The sequence below is a fragment of the Pseudomonadota bacterium genome (genome assembly GCA_026388215.1).
Lineage (GTDB): Bacteria > Desulfobacterota > Syntrophorhabdia > Syntrophorhabdales > Syntrophorhabdaceae > JAPLKF01.
In genome coordinates this window covers 1-15,043 of sequence record JAPLKF010000007.1, presented here as the reverse complement: position 1 = coordinate 15,043, position 15,043 = coordinate 1, and the positions used below count along the sequence as shown (strand labels likewise).

Below are 15,043 nucleotides of genomic sequence, written 5' to 3'. Positions count from 1 at the left end.
GTGGGGATTATCCTGCCATTTAGAATCTTCACAAACCCGGACCGCTTTAATTGCGATAAGACCTGAGTCATTGAAGGACTGCCGCAGGCATCATCGATAGAGACGCCGCTTTCAGTCCTGAAGCCGAGATAGAGGCGCTCAAGATGGTTCCCGGAGCATACGCAATGAGCCCTTCGGGAGCACCTTCCGGACCAAATACAGCTATGGATAGGTTTGGGCAACAGCTTTATATCATACCTCCTTTGAACTTATTTTATTTCAGATTTGGATATGCTACGCTATGTTCAAGTTGATGATTATACTTTTACGTCCCCTTATTACGTCCAGGCTGGTATCCTTATTGCAAGTGGTTTTCTGTCACCAAAGATTGCGTAATATTAAGAGCCTGTGATGAGCCGGATTGCTTCAGCCCTCAGAACATTGCACTTCAGGATTAAGTCACATGATGTTTTTGTTCTGTTAATAGTCTTTTCTTGCCTGATCCTTGGAGGTTGCTGGGCCATTACAGCCCCATACAAGGTGGTCACGGGGACTGTAAAAGGCAGCTATTACGTGGTAAAGGGGGCATATGAACTCACCGCAGGCACAACGAAGATCGTATATAAGGTCGGCGAATTTACTTTTAAGGTGGTAAAGGCTCCCCTCGACTGGAGGCTCGTTAACGAGGATATTGAAAAGATTGATGGTCTGCCTCCCAAAGAGGCCATTCGCAAGGGCCGGGTAAAAAATGCGCCTTACACGGTAAAGGGCAAGACCTACTATCCCATGTCCGTTGAGCAAGCGCGGTCATACGAGGAAACAGGTGTGTCCTCCTGGTACGGGTACGAGACGGTGCGGCAAAAAGGAGGCCGCATGACCGCCAACGGTGAGGTCTTCGACCCGAAGGGTTTGACAGCGGCCCATAAGTACCTGCCTCTTCCCACACACGTCAAGGTTACCAATCTGGAGAACAACCGCTCAATCATCGTGAGGGTGAACGACCGGGGACCCTTTCCCAGCATCCATAACCCGTTATCCGGCGAAAGGATCATTGATCTTTCTGTCGGTGCCGCAAAGAGACTTGGCTTTTATCAAAAAGGCCTTGCAAGGGTCAAGGTTGAAACGATAGAGTTGAGAGAAGAAGGTTGACAGGACAATTCACCCTGAAAGCGTAATGGGGTCTTGATGTTTATATGATTCTGGGAAATAGATGCATTTTTCTGTTGTGAATACAATGTTTATGACGTAAAATTGATTTTGAAGTAAAATTTTTCTAATTTACGATGGAGGCAAAGCATGCCTGAGATTCGCTTAAATCTTATTACAGGTGACTGGGTGATAATTGCAACTGAACGGGCCAAAAGGCCGGAAGACTTTACCCGTCCAAAAGAAAAGAAGGATCTGCCCCGTTATGTTTCTACATGTCCTTTCTGCCCTGGGAATGAAGATAAAACGCCACCGGAAACCTTTAAATTAACAGGACATGACGGAAACTGGTCAGTGAGGTCGGTACCCAATAAATTCTCAGCGCTAACTCCAGTTGGTGATATATTAAAGTGTAAAACTGATTTCAAGCAATATATTTCAGGCGTAGGGCTTCACGAGGTAATAATTGAAACTCCGGAACATAATATGACCACTGCCTTATTACCTTTAAATCAAATAGAACAGATTCTTGTATCTTATAGGAACCGTTTACACGCCTTTTATCAGGATCCAAGGATTGAACATGTTATTATATTTAAAAATCATGGTCAAAGTGCGGGTACGTCTTTAGAACATCCTCATTCTCAGATTGTTGGAACGCCTGTATTTCCAGGGCAGGTAATGAACAGGCTTGAAGAAGCGCTCCGAAATTATTATTATGTTAATTTTGGTGAATGTCTTTATTGTTCACATGTTAAAGATGAAATAAAGGATGGAACAAGAGTTATTTTTGAAAATAATTCGTTTGTTGCCTTTATCCCGTATGCTGCTCTGTCTCCATTTCATCTCTGGGTATTTCCAAAGAAGCACAACGCCTGTTTTGGACACATAAATGACTCAGAACTTTCTGACCTTGCCATAGCTCTAAAAGAGGTGCTCTTAAGACTGTATGTAGGGTTAGAAAATCCGGATTTCAATTATGTTGTGAGGTCGCTCTCCCCCCGTGAAGCAGATTCTAAATACTTTCACTGGTATATAGCGATTGTTCCAAGGGTGTCTCAAATAGCTGGTTTTGAACTTGGAACAGGCATGTTTATAAACACTGCATTGCCTGAAGCAAGTGCCGAGTTCTTAAGGAATGTAAAGCTACCTTGAAAATCAGTTCAATCCAAACACATCACAAAGAACTTTTTCCAGATCGCTAAATTCTAAAACCTGACTACGCTCTTAATATGTAAACCTTGACTTGTATTTACGGTAACAGATATAATAATAGACTTTTACTGGGGGTAAGCCTTGAGAGATAAATATTGCGGATTGGTTTCAAAAGATGACGTGGGGAAGACATTGAATTTGTCAGGTTGGGTGTTCAGAAGAAGAGACCATGGCGGACTCATATTTGTAGATTTAAGGGATGTAACAGGTGTAGTACAGGTAGTGTTTTCCCCTGATATATCGACTGATGCACATGAAAAAGCCGGTGATATAAAACAGGAATATGTAATAAGTGTTACAGGAAGGGTTGCAAAGAGACCTGAAGGAACAGAGAACCCGAATATACCTACAGGGAAGATTGAGGTACTGGTGAATTCCTTTGAGATTCTGAATACCTGCAGGTCATTGCCATTTCAACTGGAAGAAGAGGAACCGAATGAGTCTCTAAGGTTAAAATACAGGTATCTCGATATGAGAAGACCTGAGATTCAAAAGACATTTGTAGAAAGAAGCCATGCCTATAAGGCTGCAAGGGACTACTTAACATCGATGGGATTTTTCGAGTTTGAAACACCCTTTCTTACAAAAAGTACCCCTGAGGGTGCAAGGGACTTTATTGTGCCGAGTCGATTGAATCCAGGCATGTTCTATGCCCTGCCCCAGTCACCCCAGCTTTTTAAACAGATACTGATGATAGGGGGATTTGATAAGTATTTCCAGATTGTGAGATGTTTCAGGGATGAGGATTTGAGGGCAGATAGACAGCCTGAGTTTACCCAGATAGATATTGAGATGAGCTTTGTTGACGTAGATGATGTGCTGACATTGAGTGAGGGTTTGATGAAGGCCTTATATAAGTCCCTTAAGAAAGAATCTATTGAAACACCTTTCTTAAGGATGGCCTATGAGGAGGCAATGGAGTCTTACGGGACTGATAAACCTGATTTAAGGTTTGAATTGCCTATGATAGAGCTTACCAATATTTTTGAGGAGACTGAATTTGGTGTTTTCAAAAAGACCATAGAAGATGGTGGTGCTGTTAAGTGTATCGTCTTGAAGGCTAAGACACTTTCAAGAAAAGACCTTGATAATGCCGTGGATACTGCAAAAGAGATGGGAATAGAGGGACTTGTCTGGGTACGGAAGGAAAACGATGCCTTACAATCCCCCATAGTCAAATATTTGAAGGATAATGAAAAATCTTTTATGGATGAAAAGCTCAAGCTATCAAATGGAGATGTAATCTTTATTATGGCTGGCAAAAGGAACAGGGTAAATGATATTATGGGAAAGTTCCGGTTGTATTTAGGTGAAATATATGAGCTGATAAGAAAGGATGAATTCAGGTTTATCTGGATAGTCGATTTTCCACTTTTTGAATACAGTGAGGAAGAAAAAAGGTATGCGGCAAGGCATCATCCGTTTACATCACCAAAGGGTAGTATTAAAGATTTTAAAGGGGATTATGAGAGTATCAAGGCCAAGGCTTATGACCTTGTATTGAATGGTGTTGAAATGGGCGGCGGTAGTATAAGGATCTATAAAATGGATGAGCAGATGGAGATGTTTAAACTTCTTAACATTAAAGAGAAAGAGGCAATTGAGAAGTTTGGTTTTCTTCTCGAAGCCCTTGAAATGGGTGCACCACCCCATGGTGGCATTGCCTTTGGTTTTGATAGAATACTTATGATGCTTATGGGACTTGATAGTATAAGGGATGTAATCCCTTTTCCAAAGACACAAAAAGGTACATGCTTACTGACTGGAGCTCCAGCGAGGGTTGCACAAAGACAGTTAAACGAGCTCAAAATGCGGGTGACAGGGGAGAAGTAGACTGTAGTACGAAGTAGGCAGTATACAGTAATGTAGGTAGCGAACTCCTTACTCCTTGCTTCCTACTCCTTACTTGTTAGAGATAGGAGGGTAATTTGAAGAAAAAGAAGGGTTTTATATTCAAAAACATTATAAAGAACACAAAGTATCCGTTGATTGATGTGGAGACCCCGGAGCTTTTTCGAGATATTTTTCCATATGTAGAGATATCAAAGGTGAAATTTGACCACAAGATAGAATTAATAGACCCTCCTGATGAAATATATATCACGGACACAACCTTTAGAGATGGTCAACAATCGAGACCGCCTTTCACAGTTCAGCAGATTGAGGACCTTTATGAGTTTTTGCACAGGCTTGGTGGTCCGAATGGTGTAGTGAAACAATGTGAATTTTTCATTTACACAGGTAAGGACAGGGAGGCGGTAGAAAAATGCCTCGAGAAGGGTTATCGCTATCCTGAAATCACAAGCTGGATAAGGGCTAATAAAGAAGATTTACAGCTTGTAAAGGATCTGAATTTAAACGAAACAGGTATCCTTACGAGTGTTTCAGACTACCATATTTTTTTAAAACTGAAAAAAACAAGGTCACAGGTATTTAAAGATTATATAAGGATTGTTGAAAATGCACTTGAAAACAACATCGTCCCAAGATGCCATTTTGAAGATATCACAAGGGCGGATATATATGGGTTCTGTGTTCCTTTTGCACAGGCCCTTATGAATATTTCAGAGGATGCTAAAATACCTATAAAGATTAGACTATGTGATACTTTGGGCGTAGGCATTACTTATCCTGGCGCAGCCCTTCCAAGGTCTATAGGGAAGATAATAAGGGCAATGATAGATGATGCAGGCGTCCCTTCTGAACACCTTGAATGGCATGGACATAACGATTTTCATAAAGTAATCATTAACAGTGTAAGTGCATGGCTTTACGGTTGTACCTATGTGAACGGAACGCTCCTCGGTATCGGAGAAAGAACAGGAAATGCCGCAATAGAAGGATTGATAATGGAGTATATCTCTCTCACAGGCGATGAGAATGGGATAGACACAAGGGTGATTACGGAAATAAGAAACTATTTTGAGAAGGAAATTGGTTTACATATACCGAGAAATCAACCTTTAGTAGGATTGGATTTCAATGCAACATCAGCAGGTGTCCACATAGATGGTGTATTGAAAAATGAAGAAATCTATACCTCTTTTGATACAAAAAGGATTCTTAACAGGCCAGTCGCTGTTAACATTACCGATAAATCTGGTCTTGCAGGGATTGCACACTGGATAAACTCTCATTTTGCATTGGTAGGAAAAGACAGGATTGAAAAGGCTCATCCCGGTATAGCCAGGGTTAATAAATGGATAATCAAGCAGTATGACGAGGGCAGGATAACATTTATATCTGATGAGGAAATGGAACATCTTGTGAGAAGGTACATTCCGGAAATATTTGTATCCGAGTTTGAGCTTATGAAGAAGAGGGCATACGATCTGGCTGCACATCTAATAGAAAAATACATTGAAGACCCGGCAATAAAGGCTATGGTTCCAGAAAAACAGGAAGAGGTTTTGAAGAATATTGTCGGAGAATACCCGTACATACAATTTGCGTACATTGTAAATAGTGAAGGTATAAAGATTACAAAGAATATAACCCAGGTGGTGGATAGGGCAAAATATTATAAAATAGGCCTCCATGAAGATTTTTCTGACAGGGATTGGTTTATTAACCCGATGAAGACAGGAAAAATCAGCGTAACATCGCTCTATTCATCCAGAATTACTGGTGCCCTTTGTGTTACCGTTTCTGGCCCCATAAGGGATGAGGTAGGCGACATACTGGGTGTGTTAGGACTGGACATAAGGTTTGAAGATCTTACAAAGGCCGGGGAATAATAAATGGGCAAGACGATAGCGGAGAAGATTCTGAGTATAAATACAGGAGCTGATGTAAGACAGGGAGATTATGTAATCGTAAATGTTGATAGAATATTGCTGCAAGATGGTACTGCTCCACTTGCTATTAAGAAGTTTAAAGAAATGAACTTCAAAAATCTTTTTGATAGTAAACGTATTGTCTTTTTTATTGACCATGCATCTCCAAGCCCGAGGATGGAGCTTTCTAATGACCACATGATGATAAGGGAGTTTTCAAAGACATATGGAGCCGATATGTGTGAGGTAGGGGATGGAATATGCCATCAGGTCATGGCAGAACGTATGCTTGCACCATCGGAGGTGCTTGTCGGGGCAGATTCACATACCTGCACAGGTGGAGCTTTGGGAGCTTTTTCTACAGGGATGGGGTCTACTGATATTGCCGTGGCCATGGGGCTTGGGAAGACATGGATGAGGGTACCGGAGAGTTTCAAATGCGTGATGAATGGAAGGTTTCCATCAGGCGTGTTTGCTAAAGATTTGATGCTAAAGATAATAGGTATGATAGGTGCTGATGGTGCTACGTATAAATCAATGGAGTTTTTAGGTGAGACATTGAGGTATCTTGATGTAGAAGACAGGATGACTATAGCCAATATGGCTGTGGAGGCAGGAGCCAAATGTGGGCTATTCCCTTCTGACACTATGACCTTTATGTATCTCAAAAGGTTAAGAAGAGAAAAGGCTTATATAGAAATCCTGCCGGATGAAGATGCCTACTATGAAAAGGTGTTTGAGATAAATGTGGAACACCTAACCCCCATGGTGAGTCTGCCTCACCAGGTTGATAATGTAAGGAGCATAGAAGACAGTGAAGCAAAAGGCATAAATATTGATCAGGTATTTATAGGTTCTTGCACCAATGGAAGGATAGAGGATTTGAGGATTGCATCAATCATACTGAAGGGCAGGAAGAAGCAAAAGGATATAAAGCTCATTGTAAGTCCGGCATCAAAGATGGTTTATTATCGAGCCCTGCAGGAGGGAATCCTTACAACCCTTTTTGAGGCAGGAGCCATTATACTCCCTCCAGGATGTGGACCATGTATAGGTATCCACCTCGGTGTTCCTGGTGATGGGGAGGTTTGCGTTGCTACGTCAAATAGAAATTTTTTGGGAAGGATGGGTAATCCAAATTCTCAAATTATTCTCGCATCACCAGCAACAGCGGCAGCAAGTGCATTAAAAGGAAAATTGACAGACCCGAGGGAGGTTCTTGATGGTCTTTAAGGGAAGGGTATGGAAGTTTGGAGATAATATCTCTACTGACCATATTATACCAGGCAGATTTTATCATTTAAGATCAAATCTGGATGAATTGAAAAAGCATGTTTTTGAAGATATTTATCCAGGTTTTTATAAGAAGGTCAGGAAAGGAGACATTATCGTAGGTGGTAAAAACTTTGGGCTTGGCTCAAGCCGGGAACACGCACCCTTAGTAATAAAGATGGCTGGAATAGATGCAGTTATAGCAAATTCCTTTGCAAGAATATTCTATAGAAATGCTATAAATGTGGGGCTTGCAGCGATTATATGTGGTGTGGATGGTGTAGATGAAGGTAATATCTTAGAGGTTAAAGTGGATGAAGGGGTGCTGTTTGATAAGACAAATGGGAAAGAAAGGAGATTTTCCCCACTTACCTCCATTATGAGGGATATATTGAATGAGGGTGGACTGGACCATTATATCAGGAAACACGGAGGGCTGAAGATTTGATAGGGAAAATTGAAATCCCTTTTATTCTGGGTGATGGCACGGGAGAAGATATCTGGAGGGCTTCAAGGGAGGTATTTGAAGAGGCGGTAATCAAGGCTTATGATGGTGAAAAGAGAATTGTGTGGGTACCTTTAATAGCCGGGCAGAGGGCACTTGAAAAGGTAGGGACATTATTTCCAGAAGATACTTTGGAGGAAGTTAAAAGGCATAGAATTGCTATAAAAGGTCCTCTTACAACCCCGGTCGGTGGAGGATTTAGGAGTATAAATGTATATTTAAGGCAGATATTTGATCTCTATGTGTGTATAAGGCCTATCAGGTATTTCAAGGGGTTACCAAGCCCTATAAAGGCGCCGGAGAGGGTAAATTTAATTATATTCAGGGAAAATACAGAGGATCTTTACAGAGGAATTGAATGGAGAGAAGGGACAAAAGAGGCAAGGGCTTTAATAGCATTTTTGAAGGAAAAAATGGATATAGCATTATCGGATGATACAGGTATTGGGGTAAAACCTATTAGCAGAGCTGGTACCAGAAGATTTGCAAGGTGGGTTATAGACTATGCAATAAAAAATAACAGAAAAACTATCACTGTTGTTCATAAGGGTAATATTATGAAATACACAGAAGGTGCTTTTAGGGAATGGGCTTACGAGGTTGCGAAAGAGTTTCAAAAATATGTAACCTTTGAGAGAGAGGAGGGCAAGATCCTTTTTAATGATAGGATTGCTGATAATATGTTTATGCAGGTCATTATGAGACCGGAAGAATATGATATACTTTTGTGCCCGAATCTAAATGGAGATTATCTGTCTGATACCTGCGCCGCATTGATTGGTGGATTGGGTGTTGCACCCGGGGCAAACATAGGGGATGATATGGCAATATTTGAACCAACCCATGGAAGTGCACCGAAGTATGCGGGGAAGGATGTTGTAAACCCAACCTCATTTTTGCTTTCCGGTGCTATGCTTTTCAGTTATATGGGCCTTGATGATGTATCAAGGCTTATTGAAAGGGCTATTGAAGAAACGATACAAAGCGGGATAGTAACATATGACCTTGCACGGCAGATGGACGGGATAAGCCCGGTAAAATGCTCAGAATTTGGGGAGGAAGTAGCAAAACGAATAAAGGTTTAAAGAGGTTATCATGTTAGAAAATATAAAAAGTAAAATAGACAATTTAATAGAAAGAATGAACGCCTTAAGAGGTTATCTTTGACCTCTCCTCTATAAACAGTCAGCTTCAGGAACTCGATGCAGAAATATCTAAAAAGGCATTCTGGGAAGATCAGGAAAGAGCACAGAGAATATTGAAAGAGAGGGCAAGGTTCCAGGAAGAAGTAGTGAAGTGGGAGAGAAAGGAAAAGGAGCTTGAGGAGATTATTATATTAAGTGAAATTGTCAAGGAGACCGATGACACGAAAGATTTAAATGAGCTAATTTCAAGGGTTAATTCCCTGGACGGGTTGCTCAGCATGTATGAAATGGAAAGGATGCTTGGCGGGGAGCATGATCAGGGTAATGCAATTGTCTATATAAATGCAGGCGCTGGTGGAACAGAGGCTCAGGATTGGGCAGAAATGCTTCTCAGGATGTATTTAAAATGGGTGGAAAAAAGGGGGTTTGAGTCACAGGTAGTTGATATATTACAGGGTGAAGAAGCAGGTATTAAGAACGTTACCTTTTTGGTAAAAGGGTCTTATGCTTACGGTTATTTAAAATGTGAGGTTGGTATACACAGGCTTGTGAGGATTTCCCCTTTTGATGCGAATAATAGAAGGCATACCTCCTTTGCCTCAGTATATGCATACCCGGAACTTTCGGAAGATATTACTGTTGATATCAAGGAAGAAGACTTAAGAATAGATACATTCCGTGCAAGCGGCCCTGGTGGACAGCATGTAAATAGAACAGAATCAGCAATAAGGATTACCCATATACCTACCAATATTGTTGTTCAATGTCAGAATGAGAGGTCTCAGCATAAGAATAAGGCAATAGCTATGGCTATATTAAAATCAAGGATATATGAACTTGAAAAGAAGAAACAGGAAGAGAAAATGAATTCCCTGAACAAAGAGAAAAAGGATATTTCGTGGGGTAGTCAGATCCGTTCCTATATTCTCCATCCGTATAAACTTGTTAAGGATCATAGAACAAAAGTTGAGGTACATAATGCAGACGCAGTGCTTGATGGGGAGATTGATATGTTCATAAAGGCGTGCCTTTTATACTTGACTTTTGAACAAAAAAGGGATAATTAAACAGTCATGGAATTGTTTAGTGAAAACAGAATAGGCGAGCTTGAAGAGAGGATAGATAATCTTATAAAAAGCTATAGACTTATGAAAGAAGAAAATGAAAAATTATTGGCCAGTGTGAAACCTTTGGAGGTTGAAAACAAGGAATTGAAGGAAAAAATGGCCGAGGTAAGGAACGAAAGAGAAACAATAATCAGTAAAATTACAAAAATACTGGAAAAGGTTGAAAAGGTTGAGGGGTAGGAATGTAGATGGAAAAAAAGATTGAGGTGAACATACTGAATCAACCGTTTACCTTTGTGGGAGAGGATGAGGATAGGATAAAAAGGGCTGCTCAATTTGTTGATGAAAGGATAGGGCAGGTTATTAGTAACTATGGTATCGTAAATACAATAAACGCGGTGATTATGGCGATGATGGAAATTACGGACGATTATCTTGAGATGAGAAGACAAGCAGAGAGTTTTGAAGGTAGAACCTCAGAACTTTTGAAAAAGATTGAAGAATTTGAGGTTCCCTGCGGTGTACGTGATAAATGGTAAGCTTAGAGCCAACACCTCTTTATTGGGAGCCTTCTCTTGTTGTGGTGTGCATGCTCACCATATGAGTGAGAAGCCTGATACAACAGATAGGCACCCACCTTTTTGAGAGGTTCAAGATATACCGTTTACACGGCATCTGCGGGGTTATTATATTTCAGGGGTAGTTGTTAAGGAAATAGAGGTTTGACATAAATAGCTTTATGTTATTTGGAGGACATAAAAGATTTAATATCTTGGAAATATACAGGCTTTCCCTCTTTCCTTAATCACACTTACCCCTTATATGATATATGTGAGGGGGAATTTTGGACAAAATATTATATATTATAATCTTTGTAGTAGCCCTTCTTCTGGGGCTTACTCTTGCCAGATTTGTTCAGAGAAAGAAGATTGGTGAATACGAAAAAATAGGCAAGAAGATATTAGAAGATGCGAAAAAAGAAGCTGATGTGCTTATAAGGGAAGCATCTATTCAGGCTAAGGATGCTGCAATACAGGCAAAAAATGAACTTGAGCAAGAGATAAAATCAAGAAGGTCTGATTTACAGAATACTGAAAAGAGGCTTTCTCAAAAGGAAGTAAATCTTGACAGAAAAATTGAGGCCATTGATAAAAAAGAGGATGAATTAGCAAAGAAAGAAAGAGAAGTTTTTAATAAACAGTCTTTTTTTGACAGCAAGATTAAGGAATACGATGCATTGCTCATAAAGGAAAGGGAAAGATTGGAAAAGATATCAGGATTCACAGCAGAAGAGGCGAAAAAGGTGTTGATGCAGATGATGGAAGACGAGGCAAAATATGAATCGCTGAAAGTATATAAAAAGATTGAAGAAGAAGCAAGGGAGAAGGCTGACAAGAAGGCAAAGGAGATAATAGCCCTTTCAATACAGAGGTATGCCGGGGAATATGTAGCTGATGATGCTGTGTCGGTCGTTTCTCTCCCTAATGAAGAGATGAAGGGTAGAATTATAGGGAGGGAAGGTAGAAACATAAGGGCCCTGGAAGCAGCAACAGGTGTTGATATCATAATTGACGATACGCCTGAAGCTGTTATATTATCGTGCTTCAACCCGATACGGAGAGAGGTTGCAAGGGTGTCAATAGAAAGACTTATAAGTGATGGAAGGATTCATCCGGCAAGGATTGAAGAGATAGTGTCGAAAGTCGCTGAAGAGGTTGAGCAGAAGATTAAGGAAGCAGGGGAACAGGCTGTTTTTGATTTAGGTGTTCATAATGTCCATCCTGAACTTGTAAGGCTTTTGGGAAGGCTGAAATTCAGGAGTAGCTATGCACAGAATGTATACCAGCACTCGTTGGAAGTTGCCTTTATTTGCGGTGTCATAGCCTCTGAATTGAGGGTTAACGCAAAAGATGCAAAGAGGTCAGGGCTATTACATGATATAGGAAAGGCTGTGGACCATGAGATAGAAGGATCCCATGCGTCTATCGGGGCAGACCTCGCAAAAAAATATGGTGAAGGTGAAGAGATTGTCCATGCAATACTTGCCCATCATGAGGACGTTGAAGTGGTGAGCTTACTGGATGTTATCGTTCAGGCTGCAGATGCTTTATCAGGTGCAAGACCTGGAGCAAGAAGGGAGATGCTTGAGACGTACATTAAGAGACTTGAAGAACTTGAACGAATTGCCAACAGTTTTTCAGGGGTTGAAAAGTCATATGCTATACAGGCAGGAAGGGAGATAAGAATAGTTGTCAATAGCGAGAAGATTAGCGATGAGAATACATTTATGTTATCAAGGGATATAGCAAAAAAGATAGAAACAGACCTTTCCTATCCCGGGCAGATAAAGATAGTAGTGATAAGGGAAACAAGAGCTATAGAATATGCCAAATGAGATCAGGGTTTTATTACTTGGAGATGTAATTGGAAAACCAGGCAGAAAAGCGGTTGAGCGTTTTATAAAGACAGTCGATGTAGACTTCAGGATAATAAACGGTGAAAATTTAGCTGGAGGCATAGGCATAACACCTTCAGTAGCAATGGAGATGATATCGTACGGCATCGATGTCATAACAACAGGAAACCATGTCTGGAAGAAAAAAGAGATTGTGCCTTTTTTAATGGAAGACCGGAGGGTACTCAGGCCCTTAAACTATCCGGCTGGAACGCCCGGTTTCGGCTATCACATTATAAAAAAGAACAGTAAGACAATATGTGTGGTGAATATTGAGGGGAGAATATTTATGAATCCTCTCCTCTGTCCGTTCCGTTCAATGGAGGAGCTTATTGCACAGGTAGAAAAGGAGGTTCCTATAATCGTTGATTTCCATGCAGAAGCAACATCGGAGAAGATGGCTATGGGGTGGTTCCTCGATGGGAAGGTGGCGGCAGTTTTAGGAACACACACCCATGTTCAAACTGCTGATGAGAGGATTTTACCAAATGGTACAGGTTATATAACCGATGTGGGGATGGCTGGTTCTATAGATTCTGTCATAGGTATGGATAAGAGGAGTGTTCTGGAAAAATTTGTCACACAGGTGCCCCAGAAATTTGAAGTCGGAAAGGATGATATTGAAGTGCAAGGGGTAATAGTTACTATAGACAGTAGAAATAACCGATGTATAGCCATTAAAAGAATAAAGGAAAAGGTTTAGCACATGAGTGTTGAAAGAGGGATTGAAATCATAAAACGTGGCGCTGTCGACCTTGTCAGTGAAGATGAATTGAGAAGGAAAATAATAAAGGCGAGAGCTGAAAAAAGACCTTTAAGGGTAAAGCTCGGGCTTGACCCAACAGCACCTGACCTGCACCTTGGCCATACTGTCGTGATTCAGAAGTTGAAACAATTTCAGGAACTTGGACATACAGCTATATTCCTCATAGGGGACTTCACAGGTATGATAGGGGATCCTACGGGAAGGATTGAAACCAGGCCGACGCTTACGAAGGAAGAACTTCTTGCAAATGCCGAGACATATAAAAAACAGGTCTTCAAGATTCTTGACCCGGAAAAGACAGAAATAAGATCTAACAGTGAATGGTTTGAGGCGATGAACGCTGCGGACATGATCAGGCTCTGTGCCAAGTATACCATGGCGAGGATGCTCGAGCGTGAGGATTTCCGGAACAGGTATCAGAACAATCTTCCCATAAGCATCCATGAGTTTCTCTATCCCCTCGTGCAGGGGTATGATTCTGTTGCACTCAGGGCAGATGTGGAACTTGGAGGCCACGACCAGATTTTTAATTTACTTGTGGGAAGGGAAATTCAAAAGGCTTACAATCAGGAATCCCAGGTTGTGGTGACAGTACCTTTACTCGAGGGTACAGATGGCATAAACAAGATGAGTAAGAGTTATGGAAACTATGTTGGTATCAATGAGTCACCAGATATAATGTTTGGTAAGCTGATGTCCATATCAGATGAATTGATGTTGAAATATTATGAACTGTTGAGTGACATCACGATAGATGAGTTACGGGCATTAAAGGAGGGAATAAAAGCCGGGCGAATACATCCGAGAGATGCAAAGGTAAGGTTTGCAAAAGAGATAATTACCAGATTCCATGGAGGAGAGGAGGCAGAAGCTGCACATGGAGCGTTTGAAAGGTTATTTAGAGAAAAGGAAATACCGGACAATATAGAAATCGTGGAAATTAAAAAGGAGGAATTGGATAAATGGTTGCCTAAACTCCTCATGAATATTGGTTTGGTTTCCTCTACTACAGAAGGTAAACGTATGATTGCACAGGGCGGTGTTAGCATAAACAGTTCAAAGGTCATAACGGAAGAAACCCCTTTAAATGATAAAGAGTTTGTTATAAAGGTTGGAAAGAGAAGGTTTAAAAAGATTGCAATCAAAGATTAGTGTCCCTTGACATAGGGGTAATTTTATTATTTATTAAAGGACATTCCCCGGTAGCTCAATCGGCAGTAGCGGCTGGCTGTTAACCAGTAGGTTGCAGGTTCGAGTCCTGCCCGGGGAGTTTTTATAAGCAAGTTGCTGTTCCCATTTTCATCATAATTTTTTCAATTCATGAAATGCCCTTTTTGCTTATTAGCGAGATCAAGTATCCTGTTATGTAAAATTTTCAAAAAGAGAGGGTAGCATCACGCAATAAAGGAGTGTATATTTTGTCAGATGCAAAGTAGTTATGCGCTATTAGCAGATTGTATTGTAGTTCTCCATTTCTTTTACGTATTTTTTGCTGTGGGAGGAGAAATAGTAATTATTGTTGGCTACTGTCTGAAATGGAGCTGGATTCGAAACCTTGTTTTTCGTATTATTCATCTGGCATCCGTTGTTCTGGTTGCTGTCGATGCTTCAATAGGGGTTTTATGTCCTCTGACAGTATGGGAATATAAGTTGAGACAACTTGCCGGACAGACTGTTGAAAAGGATATTGTTTTTATTGCTCGTCTTGTGAGGATGA

Annotated in this window: 13 protein-coding genes, 1 tRNA gene and 1 other RNA gene; all 15 read left to right on the top strand. The window is 40.8% G+C overall.

Annotation, left to right across the window (positions count from 1 at the left end; all coding sequences use genetic code 11):
• Nucleotides 1–627: 627 nt before the first annotated feature.
• Nucleotides 628–1,128 carry a septal ring lytic transglycosylase RlpA family protein gene (locus NTU69_00355; GenBank protein ID MCX5801982.1) on the top strand — a complete coding sequence of 167 codons (501 nt, stop codon included), beginning with the start codon at nt 628–630 and terminating at the stop codon, nt 1,126–1,128.
• Nucleotides 1,129–1,275: 147 nt separating this feature from the next.
• A complete protein-coding gene (gene galT, locus NTU69_00350; GenBank protein MCX5801981.1) occupies nt 1,276–2,280 on the top strand; it encodes a galactose-1-phosphate uridylyltransferase in 1,005 nt (334 codons plus the stop codon).
• 141 nt (nt 2,281–2,421) lie between these two features.
• Entirely contained in the window at nt 2,422–4,173 is a 1,752-nt protein-coding gene (gene aspS, locus NTU69_00345) for an aspartate--tRNA ligase (GenBank protein MCX5801980.1), read from the top strand.
• A gap of 95 nt (nt 4,174–4,268) precedes the next feature.
• Complete coding sequence (locus NTU69_00340) at nt 4,269–6,077, top strand: histone-lysine N-methyltransferase (GenBank protein ID MCX5801979.1); 1,809 nt, start codon at nt 4,269–4,271, stop codon at nt 6,075–6,077.
• Nucleotides 6,078–6,080: 3 nt separating this feature from the next.
• Nucleotides 6,081–7,349, top strand: a complete 1,269-nt coding sequence (locus NTU69_00335; protein MCX5801978.1) for a 3-isopropylmalate dehydratase large subunit — start codon at nt 6,081–6,083, stop codon at nt 7,347–7,349.
• On the top strand, nt 7,339–7,836 hold the full coding sequence (locus tag NTU69_00330; protein ID MCX5801977.1) for a 3-isopropylmalate dehydratase small subunit: 498 nt from the start codon (nt 7,339–7,341) through the stop codon (nt 7,834–7,836). Before NTU69_00335 ends, NTU69_00330 begins: the two co-directional genes overlap by 11 nt.
• On the top strand, nt 7,833–8,978 hold the full coding sequence (icd, locus tag NTU69_00325; GenBank protein MCX5801976.1) for an NADP-dependent isocitrate dehydrogenase: 1,146 nt from the start codon (nt 7,833–7,835) through the stop codon (nt 8,976–8,978). Before NTU69_00330 ends, icd begins: the two co-directional genes overlap by 4 nt.
• Nucleotides 8,979–8,988: 10 nt before the next feature.
• Nucleotides 8,989–10,105, top strand: a protein-coding gene (prfB, locus tag NTU69_00320; GenBank protein ID MCX5801975.1) for a peptide chain release factor 2 whose coding sequence is annotated in 2 segments (ribosomal slippage) — nt 8,989–9,057 and nt 9,059–10,105 — 1,116 coding nt in all. Because the reading frame shifts where the segments join, the coding sequence is not laid out codon by codon here.
• Between the two features lie 6 nt (nt 10,106–10,111).
• On the top strand, nt 10,112–10,345 hold the full coding sequence (gene zapB / locus NTU69_00315; protein MCX5801974.1) for a cell division protein ZapB: 234 nt from the start codon (nt 10,112–10,114) through the stop codon (nt 10,343–10,345).
• Nucleotides 10,346–10,613: 268 nt separating this feature from the next.
• A non-coding RNA gene (ssrS, locus tag NTU69_00310) (6S RNA) lies at nt 10,614–10,793 on the top strand.
• Nucleotides 10,794–10,949: 156 nt separating this feature from the next.
• A complete protein-coding gene (gene rny, locus NTU69_00305; protein MCX5801973.1) occupies nt 10,950–12,500 on the top strand; it encodes a ribonuclease Y in 1,551 nt (516 codons plus the stop codon).
• The gene (locus tag NTU69_00300) at nt 12,490–13,263 is read left to right on the top strand and encodes a TIGR00282 family metallophosphoesterase (protein MCX5801972.1); all 774 of its coding nucleotides are present in this window, start codon (nt 12,490–12,492) and stop codon (nt 13,261–13,263) included. Before rny ends, NTU69_00300 begins: the two co-directional genes overlap by 11 nt.
• A gap of 3 nt (nt 13,264–13,266) precedes the next feature.
• Complete coding sequence (gene tyrS / locus NTU69_00295; GenBank protein ID MCX5801971.1) at nt 13,267–14,478, top strand: tyrosine--tRNA ligase; 1,212 nt, start codon at nt 13,267–13,269, stop codon at nt 14,476–14,478.
• Between the two features lie 44 nt (nt 14,479–14,522).
• A tRNA-Asn gene (locus NTU69_00290) sits at nt 14,523–14,596 on the top strand.
• Nucleotides 14,597–14,751: 155 nt separating this feature from the next.
• Nucleotides 14,752–15,043, top strand: a 292-nt coding sequence (locus NTU69_00285) for a DUF2784 family protein (GenBank protein MCX5801970.1), incomplete at its 3' end; no start/stop codon positions are given.

Bases quoted from the DNA above. Each gene is read 5' to 3' on its own strand.
- galT (MCX5801981.1), top strand. From the start codon at position 1,276: ATGCCTGAGATTCGCTTAAATCTTATTACAGGTGACTGGGTGATAATT.
- NTU69_00335 (MCX5801978.1), top strand. From the start codon at position 6,081: ATGGGCAAGACGATAGCGGAGAAGATTCTGAGTATAAATACAGGAGCT.
- NTU69_00330 (MCX5801977.1), top strand. From the start codon at position 7,339: ATGGTCTTTAAGGGAAGGGTATGGAAGTTTGGAGATAATATCTCTACT.
- zapB (MCX5801974.1), top strand. From the start codon at position 10,112: ATGGAATTGTTTAGTGAAAACAGAATAGGCGAGCTTGAAGAGAGGATA.
- NTU69_00300 (MCX5801972.1), top strand. From the start codon at position 12,490: ATGCCAAATGAGATCAGGGTTTTATTACTTGGAGATGTAATTGGAAAA.
- tyrS (MCX5801971.1), top strand. From the start codon at position 13,267: ATGAGTGTTGAAAGAGGGATTGAAATCATAAAACGTGGCGCTGTCGAC.